Source organism: Providencia sp. PROV223 (assembly GCF_028479245.1).
GTDB classification, from domain to species: Bacteria; Pseudomonadota; Gammaproteobacteria; order Enterobacterales; family Enterobacteriaceae; genus Providencia; species Providencia rettgeri.
This window is the reverse complement of sequence record NZ_JAMPNG010000001.1, coordinates 383070-408132: the sequence shown is the minus strand read 5'-3', so window position 1 is coordinate 408132 and position 25063 is coordinate 383070. Positions and strand designations below refer to the sequence as shown.

Below are 25063 nucleotides of genomic sequence, written 5' to 3'. Positions count from 1 at the left end.
AAACGTCAATTATCTTTGATGGACAAAATATTATTAGTCGGTGGTATTTTATTTTTCTTGTACTTGTTCTCAGTTGCTATTAGATAAAAACAATGAGTAATTCAGCGGCTGTATTAGTGAAAACTAAACAGTTAATCCAGTTACTAGGTAACGTAAAGCAAGATGCAAGGCCGGCCGATATCATCGCGCACCAAGCAAATATCAAGCTTTATCAGAACCAAGGGGTAACCTTTGAAAGCCGAGTCAATGGACTAAATCAAGCCGCAAAGTTAAGAACATCAGTATTCCATTCTGATAAGGAAAATCCAGATAATAGAGAGCTAGCCGGATTTATTGAGTATTTGAGGTTAAGTGATGTACGGATGCTAAATATGATTTTTTATTTAGCAGAAATAAAAAACAATCAACATCATTTAGGTTTCGATGAATTTAATAAAGAGGAACAACAATCCATTATTTCAGCAATAAATCAAATTAAAGCACTCGCGGCGCTATTACCTAAACATATCGCCATGCCTATTTAAGGTAAATAAACAAATTAATGACGTTAGCGCGTCAGGGATTCCTACATTCTAAATCTGAGGGTTGGATAATGAAAAATAAAGAGATAAAGCCAATTTTGATAGGTGTTGATACTGCAACCGGTAAGCGCGATTACTCCGCTGTCGCTATCAGTATTACAGCAATTCGCGAAGATGAACGCAAAACCATGTATGACAAATTTTCATCTCGTCTTGATGCTATCGCGTGCAAGTTAATTAACGAAAAATTAAGCGATGAACAAATTCACCAGTTATTAGTTGGTGAGTCTGAGCATTACTCAAATCTGGCTGCGGAGTTAGATCATGTCTAAAGAAATTGACCGCGCTAGCGAGCACGAAATGCTCATACGTGAGCAACAAATCAAAACCATTACTAATCGCCTAGTCAGTGTTTCCGCTTTCGAATGTGAAGATTGTGGCAAACCGATTCCAGAAGAACGCCGCATCGCATCACAGGGCTGTATTCGTTGTATTGACTGCCAAACGATTTTTGAGCTTAAAAGTAAACATTATCGGAGCGTGTGAAGTGGCGAATAAAACCATACTTAAATGGGCCGGTTCTAAAGTTCGAATTATGGACCAATTACGCCCTCATTTACCTAAAGCAAAACGGTTAATTGAGCCGTTTGCTGGTTCATGTGCTGTGATGATGAATACAGACTATGAGCAGTATTTAATTGCTGATGCTAACCCTGATTTAATTAACTTATATGAAACTCTTACTATCTTACCTGAGAGTATGTTAATAGAGGCTTTACCACTTTTTAAAAGGAATAATAGCGCTGATTATTATCTTGCTAGATCAGAGTTTAATGATAGTAAACAAGCATTATCACGGCTAAGACAAGCAAGTTTATTTCTATACTTAAACAGGCATTGCTTCAACGGGTTGTGCCGTTATAACCAACAAGGCAAGTTCAACGTCCCCTTTGGACAATACAAAGCACCGTACTTTCCTAAAAATGAAATTGATAGTTTTTGTGATAAGGCTTACCTCACCAAAACTAAAATTTTAAATCTTGAATGGCAAGATACCCTTTCATTAGTTGATTTCAGTGATGGTGTTTATTGTGATCCACCCTATATGGGCGGGCGTGATAGCTTCACGCAATATCATACCGCCGGCTTTACTGATGCAGACCACGAAGTATTAGCAATTACTCTAAAAGATATTAATGATATCCAAGGTAATCCAATCACCGTTTCTAATTCACCAGAAGCAAAGGCGCTTTACGCTGACCTCGGTTTTACTATTCACGAGATAGAAGCACCGCGCACCATTGCTGGTAATGGAAAGCGAACGCCGGCTAAAGAAATTATTGCTGTTTTAGCGGGGGTTAATTAATGATTCTCGATCCTAAAGACGGCGTATACATCAGCGGGACAGCCTTTGCTATTCAGCGCCATGTTGATGAAGATTCAAATGCGGTTCAATGGCGACTATTGCAAATCAATAAAATGGCTCGTTGCTATGAGTTGGTTTGTTGCCATTCTAATCCGTGGATGCTGGCGATTGAATTAACTTCTTATCATGTTAGCCGCGTTAAAGGTAAAGGCATCAAATCATTAGATGTTTACCGCCAAACAGTTGATATCATTTCACGCCGTTGTGAAACGGCCATCAACGCATTACGACCTGAAACCTTGGGTGGTGCGCTAAATGTCTAAGGTATTGGATTTTACGCAGCAACCGTTAACTTATACCGCGGATATGACTTTTCCGTATCCGTGGAATAAGCCAGAAAAAAATAATTACTACAAAGCTGATATTGACGCACTTGAGAAATCCCTTACCCATGAACAACAAATTCATGCGCAAGCGATTTTAGATGAAATTGAAACTTTACCGCGTATTTTACGTTATCGTATTCAAAAGCATTATGAATACATCATTAAAGAGTCAGGCCACTATAAAGCTTATGAATTTTTACGCTCTGATTTTTATAAGCGGATATTTCCTCGTATCACCGCGGTTAATTCACGATATGAATTAAAAACGAAAGCACTATTGACACTTTCAACTCGCTTTACACCTGAAATCAGTCAATTTAACCGGTTGTTTGACCTTTATGACAAACCAATCAAAAAACTAGCAGAGCACATTTCTAATGGTTTTTTCACTCTATATGAAGCCTATTGCGACCAGCTAACCGAGCAAAACGGCGGTGATCGTGAAATTATCTATGAAGATTCAGCACAAACTCAAATTTACGGGGCATTGGCTGAATTATCTCTAAATTTACATGTCACGCCGCTTTATCATCAAAGTTATCTCAAAGTTTTAAAAAATCGAAAGCGCCGCAAAGGGAAGCAAAACCTAACCACGCACCAAGTGATCGCAGCTATTTCTCGCCTTGTAAATGCAGATTACTGGCACCGAAAGCTAAAAGCCCATAGAACGCAATGGATTGAGGCAATCATGATTGCCAATATGGATGTGTGCATTAATCGCCACCCATACGCCAGCAAACAAGCCATCCGCGCGGTTCAAGCACAGCGTTTATCCAACATGCAATATTTACAGGGTATGGATATTCAAGATGTTGAAACAGGTGAGCGTTTTGATCTGTTCGATAAAGTGATGGCCAGTGTGTCAAACCCTGAAATTCGCCGCATGGAATTAATGGCGCAAATGGCAGGGATTGAGCGCGTGGCAAAAGAACGCGGTGATATCGGGATGTTTATCACTTTGACGTGCCCGTCAAAGTACCACCCGACGAAGCAACGTAAAGAGAAAAATATAGAAACCGGAAAAGATGATTATTACGCCGTACTAAACCATAAATGGAAAGATGAAGCCTACACACCAAAAGACGGACAGCGATATTTAGTCAAAGTGTGGTCACGCATTCGTTCTGCTTTTAATGATAACAATATCAATATTTATGGTGTTCGTGTTGTCGAGCCGCATCATGACGGCACCCCACACTGGCATATGCTGCTTTTTGTTGATAAGGCCAGCCGAGCAAAAGCCATTGATATTATGCGTAAACGTGCCCTGAAAGAGGATGGTAACGAAGCTGGCGCACAAAAATACCGGTTTGAGTATAAGCACATGAACCGCGGCGGTGCCGTGGGTTACATCGCTAAATATATCGCTAAAAATATCGATGGGTATGCCCTTGATGGTGAGATAGACCATGAAACCGGCAAAGACCTAAAAAGCATGGCGGCAGCGGTTACTGCGTGGGCGTCAACATGGCGTATTCCGCAATTTCAATTTTATAAGCTCCCATCTAAAGGCGCATACCGTGAATGCCGCCGCTTACCTCGTGGTGTTTCCATTGCTGACAAACTTGGGGATGTTGCGGAACGTGTTAGAGCTGCTGCCGACCAAGGCAAATTTGATGAATACATCATGTCACAAGGTGGTCCATGTATTCGCCGAAGAGAAGAAACAATACGAGTTGCCCGAGAAGTTAGTGACGTGAATGTTTACGGCGAAGAGGTTCAAAAAGTTGTTGGTATTTATCATCAACTCAAAGCCGATGCACCAGTACTTAAAACCCGTGAAAGAAAGTACCAAATCGTCAAGAAAAGTGCCGTTGACGTTGATTTTAATCTTTTAAAGAGCGACAGCGGAGCGACTCGGAGTCCTGTCAATAACTGTAGATCGCGGATTACATCCAATCTATCAGATGTGCAATTTTACGAGCCTGAGCACGGCTCAGGTGAAGTATGCAACATTAAGGAATACGGTTTTGCATTTGTGGAAACAGATGCACAGAACGTGGCAGAAAGCGAAATATCACAGGGAAATCAACAGAGGCAAGTTTCAAACATTGAATTAAGTGAGGGAGGATAAGGAAATTCAGTCAGTAATTATCGCTTTTGCTAAAGAAGTCGGCATTCATTTCGATATTCCACAGATTGAAACTATGTTTACTAATGGTTTAGGCGTAAGTGATAGGCTGGATTTTATAAAACTTGATGGGGATAGGTTGAGATTGGGCTTAAATGACGACGGGAAAGAGTTCCAAAGGCAGGAGTTGGAGGCGCAGAGAGAAGTGATTAGTAAAATCATAAACAAAGTGCTGTGAATATAATAAAGCAAAGTAATTTGTTTTACGTAAGTAGTAAAAATAGCATATACACGTAAATCATGGTCTTGTTCAATAAATAGTGATATTGCAAAATACAAAATGTGATCTGCAAGGCTGAATAAACATTATTAATGTTACATAGTATCCTTTACGCCTTATTATATTATTAGTATAAACTTGGAGTATTCAAAAAAGGAAAACTATGGCTATTAATTTTGGAAAGAGAACGCCAAATAAAACAGTGGAAAAAAAAACTCATCCACATGAGATCTATGAAACATTAGATAGACATGCTAATAAGGGGCCATTAAGAGCTCCAGTTCAGACCAGCGTTCTAAACGATTGGTATGTTAACTATAAAGATCAGAAAGATGTAATAATTAAATTACCTACAGGTGAAGGAAAAACTTTAATTGGATTGTTAATATTGCAATCTAAAATAAACCAAAAAAAAGGTTCTAGTTTATATATTTGTCCTAATATATACCTTGCAGAGCAAGTTCGTTTGCAGGCCGAAGAATTTGGTATTCCATATTGCACTATTACGCAAAATGGATTACCTGAAGATTTTATTAATGGTGAAAAAATATTGATCACCCATGCTCAAATGGTTTTTAATGGCCGTAGTTCAAACTTTGGTATAGGGAAAAGCTCAGTTGAAGTTGACAACATCCTACTCGATGATGCCCATAGCTGTATTGAAGTGATAAAAACTGGAAGTAAATTTGTTATCCCACGCTCTTCCGAATGTTACAACGAATTACTTCATCTATTTGGCGATGATTTAAAAAAACAAGGTGCAGGTACTTATTCAGATATTTGTAATGAATCTAAAAGCGCAATTCTTGCTATTCCTTATTGGGCTTGGGAAGGAAAGCAAGACGAAATAATTCAAATTCTATCTAAATATAATAAAAGTAAAGATCAATCTGTTTGGTTTGTTTGGGAGCTTTTAAAAGATAATTTGAAACAATGTGTTGCTGTTTTTTCTGGTGCTTGTATTGAAATATCGCCTAGGCTTTTACCAATCGAAATGTTTGGTGCTTTCTTTAATGCATCACATCGTGTTTTTATGTCTGCCACTATTTCGAATGATTCATTTTTTATCCGTGATCTAGGCCTAACAAAAAAAATAATAGAAAATCCATTGACCTTTGAAAAAAAATGGTCAGGTGAAAAAATGGTACTAATACCGTCTTTAATCGATGGTAGCCTAACAAGAGAAGCCATTGTAAATTGGGTTGGTAAATGGAAAAATACTAGTTATGGTGTCGTTGCCATTACGCCCAGCGGGTGGCATACAAAAATCTGGGAAAGTCTCGGCGCAATAAAAGTAGATACAAAAAATCTTTCTGCTGAAATAGATAAATTAAAACAAGGCCAATTCCCCAAACCAGTGGTTATGGCCTCTAAGTATGATGGAATTGACCTCCCCGATAATATGTGCCGTGTTTTAGTTATTGACTCATTACCAATCACAGAAACGATAACTGAAAAATACATTGAAGGCTGCATGCCAAATAGCACATTTTCTCAAATAAAAACAGCACAAACAATCGAACAAGGGCTTGGGCGTGCCGTAAGAGGTGAAAAAGACTACTGTGTTATTTTACTTCTGGGGAATGATTTAATTAAACAAATCAGATACAAAGGTTCTCGCTCATATCTTTCACCTCAAACTCGAAAACAGATTGATCTTGGTTTAGAATTAGCAAAATACGCAAGGGAAGATAAAGATGACTCTGAAACTTATTTTCAAATGATAAATTCTATAATATCTCAAAGCTTAACACGTGATGAAACGTGGAAACAATTCTATACTGATAGTATGGATTCAATCGATCTAACAGAAAATAAATCTGTATTAAATAGTGATGAAATGCTAATTCTTGAACGTAGAGCGGAATGCTATCACTCAGAAGGACAACATGATAAAGCCGTCGCCGCTATTCAACAACTACTTGATAGTAGTTCAGATAATCTTTCCAAGGAAGAAAGAGGATGGTACCTACAAGAAATGTCTCGATATTTATATTCTTTAAATCGAGTTGAGGGAATGGCAATGCAAATAAACGCCCATCAAATTAACAAACGGTTATTTTTACCACCCGAAGGATACCAATTTACTAAAATCGATCTCAAGGCTCATGAACGGATAGTTAATATCAGGAATTTTATTGGCCAATATGACGATTTTGATGACTTTTTGGTTTATATGGACGATGTTTTTTCACGCCTAGTTTTTGGAGTAAGAGCAGAAAGATTTGAAAGCGCTATTGATGAATTAGGAAAACTTATCGGATTTAACACTGAGCGGCCAGATGCTAACTGGAAGTCAGGACCTGACAATCTCTGGGCAATTAAAAATGGTGAATACCTATTTATTGAATGTAAAAGCGAGGTTAAACTAACTCGTGCTGAAATATTGAAAGAAGAAACAGGACAATTTAATAATAATATAGCTTGGTTTAAACGTTTTTACCCTGGCGCAAAAGTTATATACTCAATGATCATACCGACAAAGAAAATCAAATCAAATACTGGCTTCAATGAATCTGTTGTGATTCTCAGAGAAAGAGGATTAAAAAAATTAGTATTCAATACAAGGGATTTTGTTTTAAGTTTTAAAAACTGTGATCTTAGAAGCTTATCTGATGAGTTCATTCATAAATCAATACAGCAACATAGTTTAGATGCAAATGAATTAGTCAATAACTATTTTGAGAAAACCCAATTAATTAGTTAATTTATTAAAAATAAATAGAAACAACTACAAGGACGCTTATAAAAAACTAATATGTAAGCGTCCAAAATGATAAATTGATAGGCGAGCCTATCAATATTAACTTATCTTTGATGAAAAATAATATTGTTTCGAAATCCTTTTAACGCCTAAATTGAAAGCATCAAGCATTTGAATATTATTTCCTAGATAAGTGATGCTTGTCTTAGCATTAAATTGCTTCTCAACCTCTAAATAACACTGTATATCTTCGTCTGTTATGTCAGGACATTCAGCTTTTAAGTCATTGATTAGCTGTTTCATTTCAGGTTCAGACCTTTTCTTTACTTTAAAAAGGCCAATATCTTTACATATAGGCATAGCGAGTAGTATAAAAATTTTAGATGTTAAATTAAATCCATAGGTAATCATGTCACTTTCTTCAATGTCTAATGTTCCGCAGTCAGGAAGTAAAACACAGTCAGTGTGATAGTAATAAATGAAAACTTTTTTTCCGAACTCTGACGCTTCAAAAAACTCATTAACCATTCCTGAGAGAAGGCTTCCTCCTTTTATCGGTAGCAATAACCCGACTAGAGTATTCAACCAAGATATATATTCATCCTTTGTTACACCGTATTTTTTACTCAAAAAATCAATATTGTTTTCAGCCTTATGCAAAGCGATAAGTGCTTCAAGATGACGGTCATCATCTAATATAAAATTGGTGGTAAAAGAAATTAAACGTAACGTTTTTTTTATTAGGTATGGGTTTCTAAATCGAGTTAAAAACTTTAACTCTAAAATTTTTTTTATATCTTCTATCTCTGTAAAAAAAAGCTCGTTACCATTTTTGTGATTTTCACAAGACTTTTCTATTTTATCTACTATTGTTAGATAATCACTTTCTAGGTTACCCATTAGATTTTCAAGATTTTTTCTTTGGCTGTCTTTTTTTGCTAATGTGAATAAATCAAAATCACTTTGATTAGTTGATATTTTTACGCACTTTCCTTCATCAAATTGACCTCCGTCTACTCTTGTGTATTTAAATATTTCTTGATTTTTATTACTAGCATTTTTGTTGCTAGCATTTGCACGTTGCTCTACTTGAGATACGTAATGTTGATTTTTTGTTTCACTGGCAAAGATACTCATAATTCCCCCACATGAGATTCAATTAATTTATTTTATTAGACTACAGAAAAGTGTGTGCTTCATATATCTATATAATGTAATAAAACTTTGCAATTTTCCGCCCAAATCCGCATGAACAAAAAAGGATCGTTACCCCCGCGAAGCACCTCCACTGGTGCGGTCCTGACGATTTCTTGCACCTGCATGAAAACCGACCTATTTAGTGGGCAGGCGTGGCGGGACTACGATTGCGCGGCGAGGTGTTTATTGTTAATTATCCGTCCGCAAAATCTCCGAGCCGTCACGGCGTTAAATTCAATTTTCTATAACTAGATAGCAATTATTTTTACGTGCGTTGTGGTGCCGTATGGTGCGTTTAAACCGCTATTTGATGGGCGTGATTTCTGGCGAATTCGTCTTGGTGAGATAGGTTTGGTATAATACAGTGGGGTTCTATTATTATTTAGGGCATCGGGATCACCTACCTACAGGTAAAAAAATACCGCCTCAGTGGGCGGTATCATTGAATTAACGAGTGATATTATTCATCGTCTAAATCCAGTGAGTATTTATTAAACTTCATAATCTCCCCACCAAACCAATCATTAAGCTGCATCATCTTACTTTGTAGCGGCATCAACTCATTGCGCACAAATACTTTTGCCGCTTTCTCAACATCACCAAAGCCGCCCACATTTTCAGGAATGATCCCCATGATTTGTGGTGGCACACGGTGTGCCGCTAACATATCGTCACGGCTCACATTCTTGATATTGAGAAATTCATCTTTCGCCGCCGCTTCAGAGAGTGGAATTGTTTGGATGCCGTCTTTCTTCCCCCCTGGTGCATACAAAAATAAATTGCGGAAATTACCCAGCCCCTTGCTGCTTTTCAGGGCTTCACGAATTTTATCCACATCATCGGTTTTCTGTGCTGCATCACTGATATACAAGATATAACCCGCGTGCGAACCATTGAGATAATACTTGCGGCGAAATAGTGTTGCCGCCTCATTCAGTAGTACCGATGGGATTGCCGCAAGATATTCAGGCAGGCCGTATAACTCTTGGTTAATATCAGGCTCAATTAAGTGAAACACTTTGCCCGTTTGAAATTCATACGGTTTGATATCATACCCATATTGCACAAACCAGTAAGTTTCTAAGTCAATACCACGGCGGGTAAACTTTGCCGGCGAATGTTTAAAATTCAGCGACTGCCCCAGACGGTTATTTCGTTCTTCAAGATACCCATTACCAAACAGTAAAAAATCTAATGCCCAGCTATCAAACGTCTGACGACTTAAATATTTATTGGGTATAAATGTGCTGGTGAGAATATTACGTTTTACATAAATTGCGCTGCTATGGTGTGGGGCTGCACGGAACGTGCGCGCAAGGCCGTTAAAACTAATTGGCGGCTCATAGTAATTATCAATTTGCACGCATTCGAGGTAATCAAAAATCTCACGCTTGTCTAGCACAGGTATTGGACTGCCAAAGGTAAATGCCTCTGCGGGGGCATGGTCTGCGGCTTGTGCCAGTGTTTGTGGCTGGCGTTTTTTATTTCTACGGCTCATTAAAATACCTCGACAATATTGTGTTGATTGTGATTTTCACCAGTGATTGGCTCGTTATAAAGGGCGTGCATGGTTGCCCACGCTAAGTCAGCATGGCTGGCCTCTTCGCTGCGGTCTGCTTCATAGGTTGGGCGGTTGCCGCTGGCAGTGGTCGCACGGCGAATGGCCATAAAAGATTGGGTGATATCATTGCTTCCCGCGTCATATTCAAGGCGGTCATGGCTAATCACGTCATAGGCCTTAAGGACTAGGGCATTTTTTAATGCAGGGTTATAGACAAATTCTTTTGCGGCAGGGAAGAATTCCCGCACGTTTTGTAGGACTCCGTGACCAATACCTGTGGAATCAATCCCGATGTATTGCACGTTGTAACGCTCGGTGAGTTCTTTTATCGCGTCCGATTGCGCGCGAAAATCCATGCCACGCCATTGATGATGCTCAAGTATGCGAAACTTACCACCTTTGTGTAGCGGCGGCGCAATCACCACGCAACCCGCACTATCTCCGTTTTGAGTACCTTTCGCGGGGTCATAACCAATCCAAACAGGGTGATAGGCGTATGGGCGTATCATTAACGGCTGAACGTCATCCCATATTTCCCAACTGTCCACCATGCATTTTTGCATTAACTGCAAATTAAAGATGGATGCAATATCATCGACAAACTCACACATCAGCAAGTTTTCGAATTCATCAGGGCTGTATTCCAAATAGAGCTGGTCGATATCGAATAAATTACACCCACCCCGCATCGCATCTTCGATAGTGACAATTTGCCGCCACTGGCCATCACCGCACATCATGCCATTCACTAACGCTTGGTGGCTGATATCGACCTCAACGTGATCGGCCTTGCGACGACCACGATTAAAGAGTTTTCCAGACCAAAACGGATACGCGCTGTGGGTCAAGGCCGATGGGGTTGAAAAGTAGGTTTGACGCCATTTTTTGTGCATCGCCATACCGGAGGCGACTTTGCGTAACTCTTGAAATTTGGGTATCCAGAAATATTCATCAAGGTACAAATTGCCGTGATAGCTCTGTGCGGTGCGGGCATTGGTGCCAAGAAAATATAGTGTCGCGCCATTAGGCAACACGATCGGGTCGCCTTTTAAATCCACATCGACCTCACGCGCCATATCAATAATGTAGCCTTTGAATACGTGCGCCTGCGCTTTACTGGCCGATAAAAAAATCTGGTTACGCCCTGTAATGAGCGCATCCATAAAAGCCTCACGAGCGAAAAAGTAAGTCGCCCCGATTTGGCGTGATTTTAAGATATTACGAATGCGGTGTTGATGGCCTGCGCCGTACCAAACCTTTTGGTACGCAAACATATTTTCACGGAAAATTTCTTCTAGCTTTTCAATCTGCTCTTCGCTAAATAAATTCTTCTCAGGGGCGCGGCGTTCACCTTTATTGCGATTGGCCAGTTTCGGGTTTAAATCAACTTCATTACCGCCATTTTTGTACTTGTGAATTTTAGCATGCCGCTCTACTTGGCGATAAAGCAAGTCGATTTCTTTAAAGTCTTTCCCCTCTTTATTTTCTTTACTCAATAGCGTACAAAGTCGCATCTCCAGCGTCATTTCCACGCGATCAATGGGGGTGATTTCATCCCACTTATCGCGGCGTTTCCAACTGTGAATTGTCGCGGCCTTTTCCTTGAGAGCCTCGGCAATACGCGCGATGCGATACCCACTAAAGTACATGTGCATGGCGCGTTTTCTTGGGTCAAAATCGTGTAATGTTTTCATGTCGCCAGATTACTGGCTCACACGACCAATCGCCCCGAGCTGCCATTGTGTCATTCTCCACACAATGGCAAAGCATTGTTTCTTAGCCCTCATCCCTGAAAACATAGGCTCATTATTTTTTTATTTACGCATGAAATTTATCTACGTATGAAATTTAATTGCCGGAGCCTGAGCAATGACAAAAAAATCTAAACCTGTGCGCCTTTGTGTTGAGGGAGCCACAACCGATGGACGTAAAGTGCAGCGCCAATGGCTCACTGATATTGCCAAAAATTACGACCCATCCGTTTATGGTGCTCGGATCAACATGGAGCATCTAAATTATGAGTGGATGCCGCGCTTTGGGGATGTGGAATCTGTTTATACAGAAGAAATCAGTGAAGGTGCTCTGAAAGGTAAGCTTGCTCTATACGGGATTTTATCACCAACAGATTCATTAATTGAGATGAATCGTAAGCGTCAAAAGGTTTATACCTCCGTTGAAATTAATCCTAATTTTTCCGATATGAATTCGGCCTATTTGGTGGGCTTAGCTGTCACGGATAACCCTGCCAGCCTTGGCACGAGCATGTTGGAATTTAGCGCGGGTGCAGATAAAACCGCGACTTTCTCTGAACGCAAGCAAGATAAAGATAACGTCTTTACGGCGGCGGAAGAAACGGTGATTGAATTTACCGAAGAAGAAAACAAACCAGAAAAACCCAGCTTGAAAGATCGCATCATGGCGAAATTCAGTCGCGAACGTCAGCGCAATGATGTTGAACTCAATGACATTCACCAAGCGGTAGAGCTTTGCGCGGAAGAGCAAACCGAAACTGCACAAAAGCTGACTCGGCTTGAAACACAAGTCAAAGCGTTATCGGGTATCAAGAAAGAAAATGAAACCCTGCGCAGTGAGCTGGACCAACTCAAAAAAGACTTGAGCCAGCAAGATAATCAGCAACACCGCCCCACGTCTTTTGGTGGCAACACAACCAACACTGAAAACCTGACTGATTGCTAAACGGGAAAAACAATGAGAAAAGAAACAAAAGTTAAATTTAATGGTTACATGACCCGTCTAGGTGAGATTTACGGTGTTCAGCCACACGAATTCACAGATTCAAAAGTGGAAATTGAGCCTTCGGCAGCCCAAAAACTGGAAAGCAAAATTCAGTTAAGCGCCGTCTTTCTGACCAAAATTAATATTGTGCCTGTCAAAGACCAAGTGGGCGAAAAAATCGGCCTCGGCATTGGCTCAACGGTTGCCGGCACGACGGACACCACCAAACAAGACCGCGAACCGACTGACCCAACTCAATTGGCCAAACAAGGCTATCACTGCCGTCAAACGAATTTCGATACCGCTATCCGTTACGAAAAACTGGACATGTGGGCAATGTTTGAAGATTTCCAGCGCCGTATCCGCGATGCCATTATTCAGCGTCAAGCCCTTGACCGCATTATGATTGGCTTTAACGGGACACATCGTGCTGCAACCTCAAACCGCAAAGTCAATAAACTCCTGCAAGACGTGAATGTCGGTTGGTTACATAAAATTCGCCTTGAAGCCCCTGAACATGTTTTAGGTTCTTCAACCGATAAAGACACCAACCAAATTACCCCTGAGCCTATCAAAGTGGGTAAAGGTGAAGAGTATGAAAACCTTGATGCACTGGTTATGCAAGCCGTTGACCACGCCATTTCCGAAGTATATGCCGATGATACTGATTTAGTCGTTATCTGTGGCCGCTCACTTTTAGCCGATAAATATTTCCCTATCGTTAATCGTGATCAAGCCAATACCGAGGCGTTAGCTGCGGATGTGATTATCAGCCAAAAACGCCTCGGTGGGTTGCCGGCGGTACGTGTTCCCTATTTCCCGAAAAATGGAATGCTTATCACACGGTTAGATAATTTATCTATCTACTGGCAAATCGAATCACGCCGCCGTCAGGTGGTGGACAATGCCAAACGTGATCGTATCGAAAACTACGAATCAGTGAATGAAGATTACATTGTTGAAGATTACGACTGTGTGGCGTTGATTGAAAATATTGAGCTGACGTCTGGAAAACCGGCGGAGCCTACTGAGCCGGACGAAGTAAAAGACGCACCAAGCGGAGAATAAGCTGTGAATCCGTGGGAACGAAAACGCATGCAGGTTGAAGCCAAGAACGTCAGCGCCTATGGCGTTCTTGCTGACCCCTCGGCAGCAACACAAGTCAAATTGATGTTGCGCCAACACATGCGGGATTTAGGTAAAACCCAATCATTTGAACGCAAAGCCGCGTACAAACGTAAAGCCTTACCGCTATACGAAACGTGGATCACTGAAACATTAAAAGGCAATTCAGGCGTTCAAGATGATGTTTTGATGTACCTGATGTTGTGGAGTTTTGACGCGGGTTTGTACGCGCAAGGGCTAGACATTGCGGAGTATGCATTAAAACACAAGCTCGCCATGCCATCAGGCCAATCCCGCACAACCGGTTGTGCTATTGCCGAAGAAATGGGGGATAGAGCCAAAGAAGCCTATACCGCTAAAAATCCCATTCCATTGGATATCTTGCAGCGCACCATGGCATTAATTGAACATGAAGATATGCCCGATAAAGTCCGCGCCGAGCTACATAAATGGCTCGGTTACAGCTTGCGCGATAATGATTTTCCGCAACCGGCTTTATGTGAATTAATGCGTGCCCTTGAGCTCAATGAGCGCAGTGGGGTTAAGCAGGACATTAAGAATATTGAAAAGTTTTTGTCAGCAAAAAACAGGGCTGATGAATAAAGAACGTGCCAACGCGCAAGGCGGCGCGAGATAAGACATTTATTTTTCGAACTCTCGCCCACCGCCTACCTATTTTTAAGGTGGCCTTATGGATTTTGTTTCCCCCGAACCCGCTAACGAAAAAGACGAAACGATCACCAGTGGTGATTTTTGGCCGGCGATTAATACCCGTGCATTTCGGGAATCAATGCGAGTTGACGGTACGATCACCCAAAGTCGATTAATTGAAGCCTTAAAAAACGCCATCATCGAAACCAACCGTGAATTATCCTGCTTTCAACAGCAAGAAATCCACTTGGGCTATACAACGTTAGGCGCGGTTCCGGCCAGCAAAATCACGCATGGGGAGATTGACATATCGGAATTAGTGATCCTTTATCGCCGTGCCGTATTCAGCGCGGCAAAAGCAAACTTAATCGAACGTTACCGCGATATTGATACAACCCCCAACGGTAATAAAAAAGCTGATGCCTTAGAGACGAACATTGATGATTTACAGCGTGATGCTATCTGGGCAATTCAGCGCATCAAAGGAACGACACACAATATTGTTGAATTGATATGAAAACCAGAGCGATAAAAGGTGACACCGTAGACGCGATATGTTGGCGATTTTACGGCCGAACGACAGGCATGACCGAGGCTGTTTTGTTAGCGAATCCCAATCTTGCCGAACATGGCGCGGTGCTACCTGCGGGGCTATTGATTGAGTTACCTGAAATTACCGAAGAGCCGGTACAGCCACTTATACAGCTATGGGATTGATACATGTTTGATAAAGATCCGAACAGTTTCGGTATCGCACAGTGGTTATTAATGCTCTTCATTTCAATGTGGGGAGGTGTTGTGAGATACATCATTGACGTTAAAACGAATAATGCCCCGTGGAGCTGGTTTGCGGCTTTTATGCAAATGGTCGTTTCCGGCTTTGTCGGGTTGTTAGGCGGATTGCTCTGTATTGAGGGCAATCAGAGCATTTATATCACCCTATTCACCACCGGTGTATTTGGTGCAATGGGAAGTATCGGACTTTCCTATTTATGGTCACGCTTTACTGGAGGAAAACATGTCTAACGTACCACGCGGCATACGCAACAATAATCCGGGCAATATTGATTATAACCCGAGAAACCCATGGCGAGGAGAACTGGCATTTGACCCTAGCATTGAGCCTCGTCATAGCCGCTTTGAGCAACCTGAATACGGTATTCGCGCATTATTCAAGCTTTTGCGGACCTATTCAACCTACGCGGGAAAGCAAGGGGTTGGTTGCGGCAAAATTGATACGGTGGAAGAAATTATTGAACGTTGGGCACCGGCAAAAGACCGCAATAATACAGAGGGTTATATTAATCGTGTCTGTAAAGAAACGGGCTTTGGCCGTCGTGATTGCCTTGATGTTTATGACAAAGAAACGGCATTCAAAATCGCTAAAGCGATTGTCCATGTTGAAAATGGTCAGCAGCCATACAGTGATGATCTGTTTGAAAAAGCGTGGGCGATGTTGTGATGTTTAAACCCAATAATGCGAGACGAAAAGCTTATGTTTAATATGAAAAAGTGGGTAATCGCTTTCGCATTATTCCTTGTCGCCGGTGTCATATTCGCCAGCTGGCAAAGTCTTAAAAAAATAGACCGGCTCAATGAACGAGTCGGCATACTCACGGCAGAAAACCAACAACTTTCGTTAGACGTTGATAAAAAATCCGCGCTGATCTCTGACCAATCATTAAGTTTTCACCGTGCAAATCAAATCGCGGGTGATGCCTATCGTCGCGGTATTATTCAACGCGCCACCGCCGAGGAAAGAAAAATTGAATATAAAACCCTTCTTAAAAACGAGCCAACGTGTGATTTATCTGTGCCTAAGTATCTTGCTGATCGGGTGCTCGACAACGCCTACCGTATCCGTGCAAACGCAATGCGTTCCCATTCCGAAAACACTAACCCAGCAAGTACCACCGCCTCTACCGGACGGGTTCTAACTTATTGCGATTTGGCTTTGATGGTTGACCCTTTACTTGCAGCCTTAGAAACTGCCAATATTCAACTAAGTGCGATTGAGCAATTTGATGAGGAACGGAACCGTGAAAAAGCTCATTAACTTACGGGAATATTTAGACAGCAAAATTCCATTTCTCAAAGATAACCCCGAAAATTTATACTTGTTCGTTGAAAATGGGCGGATTATTTCCACGTTAGAAGAAACGCCCAGTTTTGAATATGAATACACCGCTAATATTATTATTGAGCGCTATAGTGGTGACCAAAATGTCTTAATTGCGGTAGTCAATGATTGGCTAAGAAAAAATCAATCCGATATTTCAGCGAACCCCGCAAAGCGGCAACAAGATTTTAGATTTGAGGCGGTGATTTTAGATAACAAAACCGCCCACATCAGTATTGATTTAAATCTCACCGAGCGTGTATTAGCGATTGATAACGACGGCAAATATGTGATTGAGGCTACCCCTGAGCCGGCTAACCCGTTTAATGAATGGCCAACGACACGATGAATGATGATACTTTGCGTCAACTTGACAGTGAATTAACGCATTTATTAAATCGCATGTCGCAAGGCCAGCGCCGGCAGCTCGCCAAAGAAATCACTCGCGATTTACGCCGTTCTCAAATTAAGCGCATTTCACAACAAAAAAATCCGGATGGCAGCCCATACACCAAACGCAAAGCGAATTTCGTCACGGTACAGCGTGAGATCCAATTTGTGTGGTACGGTCAAAAACGTACCTTACGGAACTGGCGTGGTAATAGCAAAACAATCACTGGCCAAGACGCGAATAAAAAAGCCCAGCGCTCATTTCGCAAATCAGATATTCAGCGCTATATCAGTATCAAGAAAGAAAAAATCAGTACAGAGCGCAAAACCAAGCAAACCCGCATGTTTAAAAAGCTCGCCACTGCCCGTTTTTTACGCGCCTATAATAGCGATAAAGAAGCTGTCATTTATTTTTTACCTTCCGCAGCAAATATTGCCGGTGTACACCAGTTCGGTTTAACAGAACGCATTGGTAATGCAAAAATAACCTATCCATCACGCCAGTTGTTAGGGCTCACTCCGCAAGAAATCAGGCATATTGAAAGCCAGATTATTGATTTTCTCTCACGATAATGTGTATCACAGACTGAACAAAAGGCAGTAGCTGCAATCAATACACTATCAATGGCACGCTTAAGAAAATCATTTTTTTGAGGTTGTCATGCGTAAATACATTCCGCTAATTCCTACTCTATTTATCATTATTTACTCACTGGTTATCTTTTTTGATACGGGCGTAGGTAACTATATTTCTGTGGTGATCATCAATACGTACATTTCACTTCACGGCTTTAAATTATTTTTTACTCTCACGCCTTTTTTATCCAATAAAGATTATGAATATACCTTTGAGGGCTTCGAAAATTTTCTCATACCGCTTGATGAGTGGATTTATCGAACGGTGATTTTATTGACAGCGGTCGGTGTGATTATCCTATTCATAACAAGTCAGTGGATTGTTGTGCCGTTCTTTGTATTTTGGTGTTTTTGGCAGGGGTTGGCTCGCGGTGTGCTTTTGTCGGCAGTCAAGGCAGCGAGTAAATAAACCATGTCTGCCGAGATTCGCCGCCTAATTAAAAACCTGATCCGAATTGGTATCGTGACAGATGTGAATGCCAAGAAAGGCTGTCGCGTACAAATTGGAAGCTTAGAAACCGACTGGCTAAATTGGATCACCTTACGTGCTGGTCGTACTCGCACCATGAATGCACCTAGCGTGGGTGAGCAAGTTCTTATCCTTGCTTTAGGCGGCGAACTTACCACGGCATTTGTGCTAACCGGTATCTTTTCCAATGAACATGCCGAGCCGACCAGTTCACTCACAGCAGACCACCGAACCTATTCAGACGGGGCAATTATTGAATATGAACCCGCCACTGGTGCATTAATCGCAACAGGGATTAAAACGGCCACAATTGACGCCAGCGAACAAATTAATGCCACAACAAATGTGGTTATCGTCAATGCAAGTAAACAAATTAATCTCACCACACCAACGGTGATTTGTTCGGAAAATCTGACTTGCGCCACGCTCAATGTGACTGAGGGCGGCGAAATGACCGGAGATATTGTTCATAAAAATGGGACGTTTTCATCAAATGGGATTGTTCTGGATGATCACGATCATGGTGGTGTTGAGCGCGGCGGAAGTCGCACGGATGGCCCTCAATGAGATATTGCGGTATGAGTCGAGAAAATGGAAAGTGCCTTTCCGATATTGAGCATATACGCCAATCCGTGCGCGATATCTTGATCACGCCTATTGGCTCACGCGTCGCACGGCGAAATTATGGTTCGCTATTATCAGAACTTATCGACCAGCCACAAAATCCCGCACTGAAATTGCAGTTAATGTCTGCGTGCTACACCGCATTGTTGAAATGGGAGCCACGCATTTTATTAACTCGCATTAGCCTAAATAGCACCGAGGCTGCGCAAATGATTGTGGATATTGAAGCCACAAACCAAGACACCAATCAGTCACTTAATTTTTCGGTTAATGTGAGGTAACGATGGCAGCCAGTATTGATTTAAGTTTATTACCGGCACCGGATGTGGTCGAAACGTTAGATTATGAGGTGCTCTTTGCCGAACGCAAAGCCGCACTAATTGGTGCGATGCCGGCAGAACAACGGGAAGCCATCACCCGCACCTTAGAATTGGAATCTGAGCCGCTCACCAAATTATTACAAGAAAATTGTTACCGTGAATTAATTTTACGTCAGCGAGTCAATGAAGCGGCTCGCGCAAGTATGGTGGCCTTTGCCACCGGTGCCGACCTTGACCAACTCGCGGCCAATAACAACGTGAAACGCCTGATGTTATCAGCCGGTGATGAAAACGCTATCCCACCGATTGCACCGGTGTATGAGTCAGATTCTAATTTACGCATGCGTATACCGGCCGCTTTCGAAGCGTTAAGCGTAGCTGGCCCGATTGGCAGTTATGAATATCACGCTCGCAGCGCTGATGGTCGGGTTTCTGACGCTTCTGTGATTAGCCCATTACCGGCTCACGTCACGGTTACTGTTTTATCCCGCGAGGGGAACGGCAGCGCACCGGCTGATTTAATTGAGAAAGTGAATATTGCGTTAAACGATGAGGACGTTAGGCCGGTTGCTGATCGTGTGACAGTGCAATCGGCAACCATCGTTAACTATGAAATCGACGCGGTGATTTACTGTTATCCCTCACCTGAATATGAGCCGATTATGGCGGCGGCAGAGGAGCAAGTGAAATGCTATGCAACACAGCAGCACCGGTTAGGCCGTGACATTGTGCTCAGTGCCATTTATGCCGCTTTGCATGTTCAAGGCGTGCAACGCGTTGAACTGAAAAAGCCGTTTGCAGATATCAAATTGGATAAAACACAGGCCAGCTTCTGCACACAAATTAACGTGGCATTAGGGGGCTCAGATGAATAATCGTTTATTACCTGTCGGCTCATCACCGTTAGAGCTTGCGGCGGCTGAATCACTGGCACAGATTGAGCGCGTGCCTATTCCTATTCGTGAACTTTGGAACCCTGATAAATGCCCCGTGCATTTGCTGCCGTATCTGGCGTGGGCGTTCAGCGTTGACCGGTGGGATAAAAACTGGACAGAAAAAGCCAAACGGGATGCGGTGAAAGCCGCCATGTTTATTCATAAACACAAGGGCACCATTGGTGCATTGCGCCGTGTGGTTGAGCCGTTGGGTTATTTAATCCGTGTGATTGAGTGGTGGAAAACCAACGAAACCGCCGGCACGTTTCGTCTTGATATCGGGGTTCTTGAAACGGGTATCACCGAGGAAATGTATCAAGAGTTAGAGGCATTAATTTTTGATGCCAAGCCGGCAAGCCGTCACCTTGTCGGACTCACTATTCAACTAGAAACCCGAGGTGAATTTTATTGTGCGGCATCCAGTTACACCGGTGACTCATTGACTGTTTACGCGTATACACCGCCTTTAATTTCGGTTTCTGGCCTTGATGTTCAAGGCGCGGCTATTCACTTAATTGATGAAATGAGGATTAATTCACAATGAAATACTTTGCCTTACTCACAAAATTAGGTGAGAACTTATTAGCCCAAGCGACAGCGCTAGGCACAAAACTTGAATTAACACATATGGCGGTGGGTGATGGTGGCGGGAGTTTACCAACGCCAGATACCAATCAAACTAAATTAATTGCTGAAAAACGCAGAGCCGCTATTAACACTTTGTTTATTGATGATAAAAATAAAAATCAAATCATTGCTGAACAAATTATTCCCGAACAGGATGGCGGTTGGTGGATACGTGAGATTGGGTTATTTGATAAAGCCGGTAATTTAATTGCGGTAGCAAACTGCCCCGAAACGTACAAGCCACAATTAGCGGAGGGCTCCGGCCGTACGCAATCTATTCGAATGGTATTGATTGTCAGCCACACTGAATCGGTCACATTAAAAATTGACCCATCAGTTGTACTGGCAACTCGCGAGTATGTAAATACTGAAATCACCGTGCTGGACAAAAAAATTGATGCACTTTCAGCACAAACCAAGCTGGATTTAAATAAAAAATTCGACAAGGCGAACATTTCAGGCCAGAAAGGCAACGATAACGACAAAGTCCCTAGCCTGAATTTGTTTACGACTGAGATTGGTAAACTTGCCGCACTTGGGTACAGCTATTCAAAAATTGAATCAGACGGCAGATATCAACCTAAAGGAAATTACGCCCCTGCGGGTGACTATGCAACCAATACAGAGTTAAATAATGGCCTTGATAAGAAGTTTGATAAAGCAGGCGGTAACATTACAGGTAGAGTACGAGTAAACAATACTGTAGATGCCAATGTGATTCAGGTAACGGGTGAAAATGAAGCTTATATGCAGCTTGATATGACTGTAGCTGGTGTTGCGAGAATAAATACAAGAATAGAAGGGAAACAGTGGCGGAATCACGTTCTACCTGATTCTAGTGGAACATTAATGCATGTTGGTGATTTTGGAATAGGAGGCACGGAGAATAACGGTTGGATTGGAAGTACCGCCAACATGGGAAAAAATAAAGTTGGTATTTTTAATATAGCGCATACTACGGAAGGTATGAAAGAGCTAGGTTTCACCGATTTTTACGGCTCATGCATTGTCACAAAATATTCAAGAGAAAGTAATTCTCAAATGTTGTTATTGTCAAATTATGGAATGGACTGGTTACAAATCATAAGAAAGGGTGGCACGAACACACCAATTGAAAAATGTAACGTATGGACAAATAAGAACACAACTAAAGACCGCAATGGAAATTTAAAAGTTTCGGGATCAGATGAGCTTAGTGATTGTCAAGTAGGCATTCCTCTACCTTGGCCTCAATCCTCACCACCGACAGGTTATTTAATCTGCAACGGTCAATCATTTAATAAAACAACCTATCCACTTTTAGCAAAAGCATACCCAACGGGAGTTTTACCTGATTTACGAGGGGAGTTCCTGCGTGGTCTTGATGCGGGGCGCGGTGTCGATACAGGTCGCGCGGTTTTATCAGCTCAAGGAGATGCATTTCGAGCACATAACCACTCGGTAATTGGTGAAGATTCCGGCTCTGGTACTGCTTATTTCGGTCGAGGTAATGGTAGCCGTCGTTCAATTGCAAAAGACGCGATGAACCTTGAGGGTGGAACAGAAACACGTCCGCGCAACATTGCATTTTTATATATCGTGAGAGCAGCATAATGAAAAATTATAATTTAGAGATTGAACAAGCCGAAATTGGCGAAAATGGTTTAGCTACAAAAGCGGGTTGGATTAAAGTCTATATTGCAGACCCACAAACGCGCGAATATTTGAACGCGAGCATGGAGAATATTTATTTTGATGTCAGCGTCTCGGCTGGTGCTTATATTGATGCGCCAGAATTACCGACAAAAGCCGGTTTCGCGGTGGTACGTAGTGAAGATGGCTCTAAATGGGAAATCGTGACAGATAACCGAGGGAAAACGGCTTACAGTACGGAAACCCGTCAATCGATGGAAGTTGATTTCATTGGCGATTTGCCCGATACGCTAACTCTCTTAGAGCCGAAAACAGAATTTGATAAGTGGAACGGCAAAAAATGGGTAACAGATATTGAAGCTCAAAAAGCGGTATTGGTTGCACAAGCCGAGCAGGAAAAGACGCAGCGATTAGAGGAAGCGAATGCCACTATCACATATTTACAAGATGCCATTGAAGTAGGTCTTGATAATGACGATTACAAAGCAAAATTAACAGCGTGGAAAACATACCGTGTTTTGTTAAACCGTGTTGATACTTCACTCGCACCAGATATTGATTGGCCTGAAAAACCCGAATAACATTAATCTACTCTGAGCCCCAACCAATGGGGCTTTGTTTCATCCTTCACACAATCGCCATTTCGTGCATTTGCGTTAACCCCAACCCAAAATTGAGCTATTGCAAAATAGAGGACGCTAGTAATGGCTCAAGATTATCACCACGGCGTGCGAGTGATTGAACTCAATGAAGGCACGCGACCTATTCGCACCATCAATACCGCCATTGTCGGAATGGTGTGTACTGCCGATGATGCAGACACAAAAGCCTTTCCACTCAATACCCCTGTTTTAATTACAGATGTGAAAAATGCAGCAGGTAAAGCTGGCGAAACCGGCACGCTTGCTCGCTCACTGGATGCCATCGGTAACCAATCAAAACCGGTCACCGTCGTTGTACGTGTTGAACAAGGCGAAAACGAAGCAGAAACCACCTCAAATATTATTGGTGGCACCACGCCCGATGGACGTAAAACCGGCTTACAGGCATTAACCGTGGCGCAAGGCCGTTTAGGTGTTAAACCTCGCATTCTAGCCGTACCGGCTCATGACACACAGGCGGTTTCATCAACGCTTGCGGGCATTGCGCAAAAAATGCGAGCCATGGCTTATATTAGCGCCTATGGCAGTAAAACCATTTCGGATGCCATTGATTACCGTAAAAACTTTAATCAACGCGAATTAATGTTGATTTGGCCTGAATTCCAAAGTTGGGATACCGTCGCGAACGCAGAGAGTAATATCTATGCCACCGCATGTGCTTTGGGTTTACGTGCCAAAATTGATAATGAAATAGGCTGGCATAAAACCTTGTCTAACGTGGGCATTAATGGTGTAACCGGTATTTCTGCCGATGTGTCATGGGATTTACAAGACCCTGCCACCGATGCCGGCTTACTCAACGAAAACGATATCACCACGCTAATTCGCAATAACGGCTTCAAATTTTGGGGCTCCCGTACTTGCTCTGATGATCCGTTGTTTGCCTTTGAATCCTACACCCGCACCGCGCAGGTGTTATCTGACACCATCGCCGAGGGGTTGGACTGGTCAATTGACGGTACGCTTAATCCCTCACTGGCTCGCGATATTATCGAAAGTATCAATGCAAAACTACGCAGTATGACAACGCAAGGCTATTTGTTAGGCGGTGAATGTTGGTTCGATCCAGACGTTAACACCAAAGAAGAGCTGAAAAGCGGCAAGTTATACATTGATTATGACTATACAGCCGTCCCCCCACTGGAAAACTTACTGTTACGTCAGCGTATTACTGACCGCTATTTATTAGATTTTGGCTCAAAAATTAAGGGGTAATCATGGCCTTACCACGCAAACTTAAAGATTTAAATTTATTCAATGAAGGTGAAAGCTATATGGGGCGTATTGAAGAAATCACGCTACCGAAAATCACTCGTAAATTTGAAACCTATCGCGGCGGCGGCATGAATGGCGGCGTCAAGATTGATATGGGGTTAGAAGATGATGCACTCTCTGCCGAATTAACATTTGGAGGCTTAGAAGCCCAGCTTTATAAGCAATGGGGGATCACTCAAATTGATGGCGTGATGTTGCGCCTCAATTGTGCCTATCAACGCCAAGATACCAAAGAATACACTGCGGTTGAGGTCGTGTTACGGGGTCGATTCAGTGAAATTGACTCCGGTAATGGCAAGGCCGGTGAAAATACCCAAGTCAAAGCGCCTTTTAATGCTACGTATTACAAACTCATTTGGGATGGTGAAACACTCATTGAGATTGATTTACTCAATATGATTGAAAAAGTTGATGGTGTTGACCGCCTAGAAGAACAACGCGCCGCATTAGGTTTATAGGAAAAGTAAATGACTGAACCCGTAGAAAAAAATCAAATCACCGTCACGCTAGATGAACCCATCACGCGTGGAACAACCACAGTGACAGAGATTGTGGTACGTAAACCCAATTCTGGCGCATTGCGTGGTGTTCGCTTAGCCGCACTGATGGAAATGGATGTGGATTCGGCGATGTTGGTATTACCCCGCGTCACCGCACCGGCATTGACGAAACCTGAATTAATCATGATGAACCCAGCGGATATGCTGAATTTAACCAAAGAGCTTGTGCTTTTTTTGTTACCGAAGTCGGTGACTATGGATTTCCAGAACGATTAA

The 25063-nt window shown here is 42.2% G+C and carries 30 protein-coding genes; 27 read left to right on the top strand and 3 right to left on the bottom strand.

Going from position 1 to position 25063, the window contains the following annotated elements; genetic code table 11:
- Positions 1 to 92: 92 nt before the first annotated feature.
- The 7 genes from PR767_RS01990 (at position 93) to PR767_RS01960 (ending at position 7331) form a co-directional block, all read left to right on the top strand.
- Positions 93 to 524, top strand: coding sequence for a DUF5347 family protein (locus PR767_RS01990; RefSeq protein ID WP_117161983.1), 432 nt, complete (start codon positions 93 to 95; stop codon positions 522 to 524).
- A 68-nt stretch (positions 525 to 592) separates the two neighbouring features.
- A complete protein-coding gene (locus PR767_RS01985) occupies positions 593 to 853 on the top strand; it encodes a DUF2732 family protein (protein WP_230085561.1) in 261 nt (86 codons plus the stop codon).
- Positions 846 to 1067, top strand: a complete 222-nt coding sequence (locus PR767_RS01980) for a TraR/DksA family transcriptional regulator (RefSeq protein WP_129467185.1) — start codon at positions 846 to 848, stop codon at positions 1065 to 1067. The genes PR767_RS01985 and PR767_RS01980 overlap by 8 nt, the downstream gene beginning before the upstream one ends.
- Before the next feature lies 1 nt (position 1068).
- On the top strand, positions 1069 to 1887 hold the full coding sequence (locus tag PR767_RS01975; RefSeq protein ID WP_272519818.1) for a DNA adenine methylase: 819 nt from the start codon (positions 1069 to 1071) through the stop codon (positions 1885 to 1887).
- The gene (locus tag PR767_RS01970) at positions 1887 to 2210 is read left to right on the top strand and encodes a DUF5405 family protein (protein ID WP_272519817.1); all 324 of its coding nucleotides are present in this window, start codon (positions 1887 to 1889) and stop codon (positions 2208 to 2210) included. Before PR767_RS01975 ends, PR767_RS01970 begins: the two co-directional genes overlap by 1 nt.
- A complete protein-coding gene (locus PR767_RS01965; protein ID WP_272519816.1) occupies positions 2203 to 4347 on the top strand; it encodes a replication endonuclease in 2145 nt (714 codons plus the stop codon). Before PR767_RS01970 ends, PR767_RS01965 begins: the two co-directional genes overlap by 8 nt.
- 440 nt (positions 4348 to 4787) lie before the next feature.
- On the top strand, positions 4788 to 7331 hold the full coding sequence (locus PR767_RS01960; RefSeq protein WP_272519815.1) for a DEAD/DEAH box helicase family protein: 2544 nt from the start codon (positions 4788 to 4790) through the stop codon (positions 7329 to 7331).
- 96 nt (positions 7332 to 7427) lie between these two features.
- Here the strand turns inward: PR767_RS01960 and PR767_RS01955 are convergent, their stop codons facing one another.
- From PR767_RS01955 to PR767_RS01945, 3 genes are all read right to left on the bottom strand, one after another.
- Positions 7428 to 8465: a hypothetical protein gene (locus tag PR767_RS01955; RefSeq protein ID WP_272519814.1), complete on the bottom strand. Its 1038-nt coding sequence runs from the start codon at positions 8463 to 8465 to the stop codon at positions 7428 to 7430.
- A gap of 520 nt (positions 8466 to 8985) precedes the next feature.
- Complete coding sequence (locus tag PR767_RS01950) at positions 8986 to 10023, bottom strand: phage portal protein (RefSeq protein ID WP_272519813.1); 1038 nt, start codon at positions 10021 to 10023, stop codon at positions 8986 to 8988.
- The gene (locus PR767_RS01945; RefSeq protein WP_272519812.1) at positions 10023 to 11780 is read right to left on the bottom strand and encodes a terminase ATPase subunit family protein; all 1758 of its coding nucleotides are present in this window, start codon (positions 11778 to 11780) and stop codon (positions 10023 to 10025) included. The genes PR767_RS01950 and PR767_RS01945 overlap by 1 nt, the downstream gene beginning before the upstream one ends.
- 175 nt (positions 11781 to 11955) lie before the next feature.
- Between PR767_RS01945 and PR767_RS01940 the strand changes: the two genes are divergently transcribed.
- From PR767_RS01940 to PR767_RS01845, 20 genes are all read left to right on the top strand, one after another.
- The gene (locus PR767_RS01940; RefSeq protein WP_210843159.1) at positions 11956 to 12783 is read left to right on the top strand and encodes a GPO family capsid scaffolding protein; all 828 of its coding nucleotides are present in this window, start codon (positions 11956 to 11958) and stop codon (positions 12781 to 12783) included.
- 12 nt (positions 12784 to 12795) lie between these two features.
- A complete protein-coding gene (locus PR767_RS01935; RefSeq protein WP_272519811.1) occupies positions 12796 to 13890 on the top strand; it encodes a phage major capsid protein, P2 family in 1095 nt (364 codons plus the stop codon).
- 3 nt (positions 13891 to 13893) lie between these two features.
- Complete coding sequence (gene gpM / locus PR767_RS01930; protein ID WP_244061646.1) at positions 13894 to 14550, top strand: phage terminase small subunit; 657 nt, start codon at positions 13894 to 13896, stop codon at positions 14548 to 14550.
- 88 nt (positions 14551 to 14638) lie between these two features.
- A complete protein-coding gene (locus tag PR767_RS01925) occupies positions 14639 to 15115 on the top strand; it encodes a head completion/stabilization protein (RefSeq protein WP_272519810.1) in 477 nt (158 codons plus the stop codon).
- Positions 15112 to 15315, top strand: a complete 204-nt coding sequence (locus tag PR767_RS01920; protein ID WP_272519809.1) for a tail protein X — start codon at positions 15112 to 15114, stop codon at positions 15313 to 15315. The genes PR767_RS01925 and PR767_RS01920 overlap by 4 nt, the downstream gene beginning before the upstream one ends.
- 3 nt (positions 15316 to 15318) lie before the next feature.
- Positions 15319 to 15624, top strand: coding sequence for a phage holin family protein (locus tag PR767_RS01915; protein WP_036962068.1), 306 nt, complete (start codon positions 15319 to 15321; stop codon positions 15622 to 15624).
- Complete coding sequence (locus PR767_RS01910) at positions 15617 to 16060, top strand: structural protein (protein ID WP_272519808.1); 444 nt, start codon at positions 15617 to 15619, stop codon at positions 16058 to 16060. Before PR767_RS01915 ends, PR767_RS01910 begins: the two co-directional genes overlap by 8 nt.
- A gap of 42 nt (positions 16061 to 16102) precedes the next feature.
- Entirely contained in the window at positions 16103 to 16654 is a 552-nt protein-coding gene (locus tag PR767_RS01905; protein ID WP_272519807.1) for a DUF2570 domain-containing protein, read from the top strand.
- Entirely contained in the window at positions 16638 to 17066 is a 429-nt protein-coding gene (locus tag PR767_RS01900; RefSeq protein ID WP_036962064.1) for a phage tail protein, read from the top strand. Before PR767_RS01905 ends, PR767_RS01900 begins: the two co-directional genes overlap by 17 nt.
- The gene (locus PR767_RS01895; RefSeq protein WP_272519806.1) at positions 17063 to 17680 is read left to right on the top strand and encodes a phage virion morphogenesis protein; all 618 of its coding nucleotides are present in this window, start codon (positions 17063 to 17065) and stop codon (positions 17678 to 17680) included. Before PR767_RS01900 ends, PR767_RS01895 begins: the two co-directional genes overlap by 4 nt.
- An 88-nt stretch (positions 17681 to 17768) precedes the next feature.
- Complete coding sequence (locus PR767_RS01890; protein WP_272519805.1) at positions 17769 to 18152, top strand: hypothetical protein; 384 nt, start codon at positions 17769 to 17771, stop codon at positions 18150 to 18152.
- A gap of 3 nt (positions 18153 to 18155) precedes the next feature.
- Complete coding sequence (locus tag PR767_RS01885) at positions 18156 to 18779, top strand: phage baseplate assembly protein V (protein ID WP_272519804.1); 624 nt, start codon at positions 18156 to 18158, stop codon at positions 18777 to 18779.
- On the top strand, positions 18776 to 19117 hold the full coding sequence (locus PR767_RS01880) for a GPW/gp25 family protein (protein WP_272519803.1): 342 nt from the start codon (positions 18776 to 18778) through the stop codon (positions 19115 to 19117). Before PR767_RS01885 ends, PR767_RS01880 begins: the two co-directional genes overlap by 4 nt.
- A gap of 2 nt (positions 19118 to 19119) precedes the next feature.
- Entirely contained in the window at positions 19120 to 20031 is a 912-nt protein-coding gene (locus PR767_RS01875; protein WP_272519802.1) for a baseplate assembly protein, read from the top strand.
- On the top strand, positions 20024 to 20635 hold the full coding sequence (locus PR767_RS01870) for a phage tail protein I (RefSeq protein WP_272519801.1): 612 nt from the start codon (positions 20024 to 20026) through the stop codon (positions 20633 to 20635). Before PR767_RS01875 ends, PR767_RS01870 begins: the two co-directional genes overlap by 8 nt.
- Positions 20632 to 22311, top strand: a complete 1680-nt coding sequence (locus PR767_RS01865; RefSeq protein ID WP_272519800.1) for a phage tail-collar fiber domain-containing protein — start codon at positions 20632 to 20634, stop codon at positions 22309 to 22311. The genes PR767_RS01870 and PR767_RS01865 overlap by 4 nt, the downstream gene beginning before the upstream one ends.
- On the top strand, positions 22311 to 22931 hold the full coding sequence (locus PR767_RS01860; RefSeq protein ID WP_272519799.1) for a tail fiber assembly protein: 621 nt from the start codon (positions 22311 to 22313) through the stop codon (positions 22929 to 22931). The genes PR767_RS01865 and PR767_RS01860 overlap by 1 nt, the downstream gene beginning before the upstream one ends.
- A gap of 123 nt (positions 22932 to 23054) precedes the next feature.
- On the top strand, positions 23055 to 24227 hold the full coding sequence (locus PR767_RS01855) for a phage tail sheath protein (protein WP_272519798.1): 1173 nt from the start codon (positions 23055 to 23057) through the stop codon (positions 24225 to 24227).
- A 2-nt stretch (positions 24228 to 24229) separates the two neighbouring features.
- On the top strand, positions 24230 to 24745 hold the full coding sequence (locus PR767_RS01850) for a phage major tail tube protein (RefSeq protein ID WP_036962042.1): 516 nt from the start codon (positions 24230 to 24232) through the stop codon (positions 24743 to 24745).
- Between the two features lie 9 nt (positions 24746 to 24754).
- Complete coding sequence (locus tag PR767_RS01845; protein ID WP_036962040.1) at positions 24755 to 25063, top strand: phage tail assembly protein; 309 nt, start codon at positions 24755 to 24757, stop codon at positions 25061 to 25063.

Excerpts from the sequence above, each read along its gene's own strand:
- PR767_RS01990 (WP_117161983.1), top strand. The coding sequence starts at position 93 with ATGAGTAATTCAGCGGCTGTATTAGTGAAAACTAAACAGTTAATCCAG.
- PR767_RS01985 (WP_230085561.1), top strand. The coding sequence starts at position 593 with ATGAAAAATAAAGAGATAAAGCCAATTTTGATAGGTGTTGATACTGCA.
- PR767_RS01980 (WP_129467185.1), top strand. The coding sequence starts at position 846 with ATGTCTAAAGAAATTGACCGCGCTAGCGAGCACGAAATGCTCATACGT.
- PR767_RS01970 (WP_272519817.1), top strand. The coding sequence starts at position 1,887 with ATGATTCTCGATCCTAAAGACGGCGTATACATCAGCGGGACAGCCTTT.
- PR767_RS01965 (WP_272519816.1), top strand. The coding sequence starts at position 2,203 with ATGTCTAAGGTATTGGATTTTACGCAGCAACCGTTAACTTATACCGCG.
- PR767_RS01960 (WP_272519815.1), top strand. The coding sequence starts at position 4,788 with ATGGCTATTAATTTTGGAAAGAGAACGCCAAATAAAACAGTGGAAAAA.
- PR767_RS01955 (WP_272519814.1), bottom strand. The coding sequence starts at position 8,465 with ATGAGTATCTTTGCCAGTGAAACAAAAAATCAACATTACGTATCTCAA.
- PR767_RS01950 (WP_272519813.1), bottom strand. The coding sequence starts at position 10,023 with ATGAGCCGTAGAAATAAAAAACGCCAGCCACAAACACTGGCACAAGCC.
- PR767_RS01945 (WP_272519812.1), bottom strand. The coding sequence starts at position 11,780 with ATGAAAACATTACACGATTTTGACCCAAGAAAACGCGCCATGCACATG.
- PR767_RS01940 (WP_210843159.1), top strand. The coding sequence starts at position 11,956 with ATGACAAAAAAATCTAAACCTGTGCGCCTTTGTGTTGAGGGAGCCACA.
- PR767_RS01935 (WP_272519811.1), top strand. The coding sequence starts at position 12,796 with ATGAGAAAAGAAACAAAAGTTAAATTTAATGGTTACATGACCCGTCTA.
- PR767_RS01925 (WP_272519810.1), top strand. The coding sequence starts at position 14,639 with ATGGATTTTGTTTCCCCCGAACCCGCTAACGAAAAAGACGAAACGATC.
- PR767_RS01920 (WP_272519809.1), top strand. The coding sequence starts at position 15,112 with ATGAAAACCAGAGCGATAAAAGGTGACACCGTAGACGCGATATGTTGG.
- PR767_RS01915 (WP_036962068.1), top strand. The coding sequence starts at position 15,319 with ATGTTTGATAAAGATCCGAACAGTTTCGGTATCGCACAGTGGTTATTA.
- PR767_RS01910 (WP_272519808.1), top strand. The coding sequence starts at position 15,617 with ATGTCTAACGTACCACGCGGCATACGCAACAATAATCCGGGCAATATT.
- PR767_RS01905 (WP_272519807.1), top strand. The coding sequence starts at position 16,103 with ATGAAAAAGTGGGTAATCGCTTTCGCATTATTCCTTGTCGCCGGTGTC.
- PR767_RS01895 (WP_272519806.1), top strand. The coding sequence starts at position 17,063 with ATGAATGATGATACTTTGCGTCAACTTGACAGTGAATTAACGCATTTA.
- PR767_RS01890 (WP_272519805.1), top strand. The coding sequence starts at position 17,769 with ATGCGTAAATACATTCCGCTAATTCCTACTCTATTTATCATTATTTAC.
- PR767_RS01885 (WP_272519804.1), top strand. The coding sequence starts at position 18,156 with ATGTCTGCCGAGATTCGCCGCCTAATTAAAAACCTGATCCGAATTGGT.
- PR767_RS01880 (WP_272519803.1), top strand. The coding sequence starts at position 18,776 with ATGAGATATTGCGGTATGAGTCGAGAAAATGGAAAGTGCCTTTCCGAT.
- PR767_RS01875 (WP_272519802.1), top strand. The coding sequence starts at position 19,120 with ATGGCAGCCAGTATTGATTTAAGTTTATTACCGGCACCGGATGTGGTC.
- PR767_RS01870 (WP_272519801.1), top strand. The coding sequence starts at position 20,024 with ATGAATAATCGTTTATTACCTGTCGGCTCATCACCGTTAGAGCTTGCG.
- PR767_RS01865 (WP_272519800.1), top strand. The coding sequence starts at position 20,632 with ATGAAATACTTTGCCTTACTCACAAAATTAGGTGAGAACTTATTAGCC.
- PR767_RS01860 (WP_272519799.1), top strand. The coding sequence starts at position 22,311 with ATGAAAAATTATAATTTAGAGATTGAACAAGCCGAAATTGGCGAAAAT.
- PR767_RS01855 (WP_272519798.1), top strand. The coding sequence starts at position 23,055 with ATGGCTCAAGATTATCACCACGGCGTGCGAGTGATTGAACTCAATGAA.
- PR767_RS01850 (WP_036962042.1), top strand. The coding sequence starts at position 24,230 with ATGGCCTTACCACGCAAACTTAAAGATTTAAATTTATTCAATGAAGGT.
- PR767_RS01845 (WP_036962040.1), top strand. The coding sequence starts at position 24,755 with ATGACTGAACCCGTAGAAAAAAATCAAATCACCGTCACGCTAGATGAA.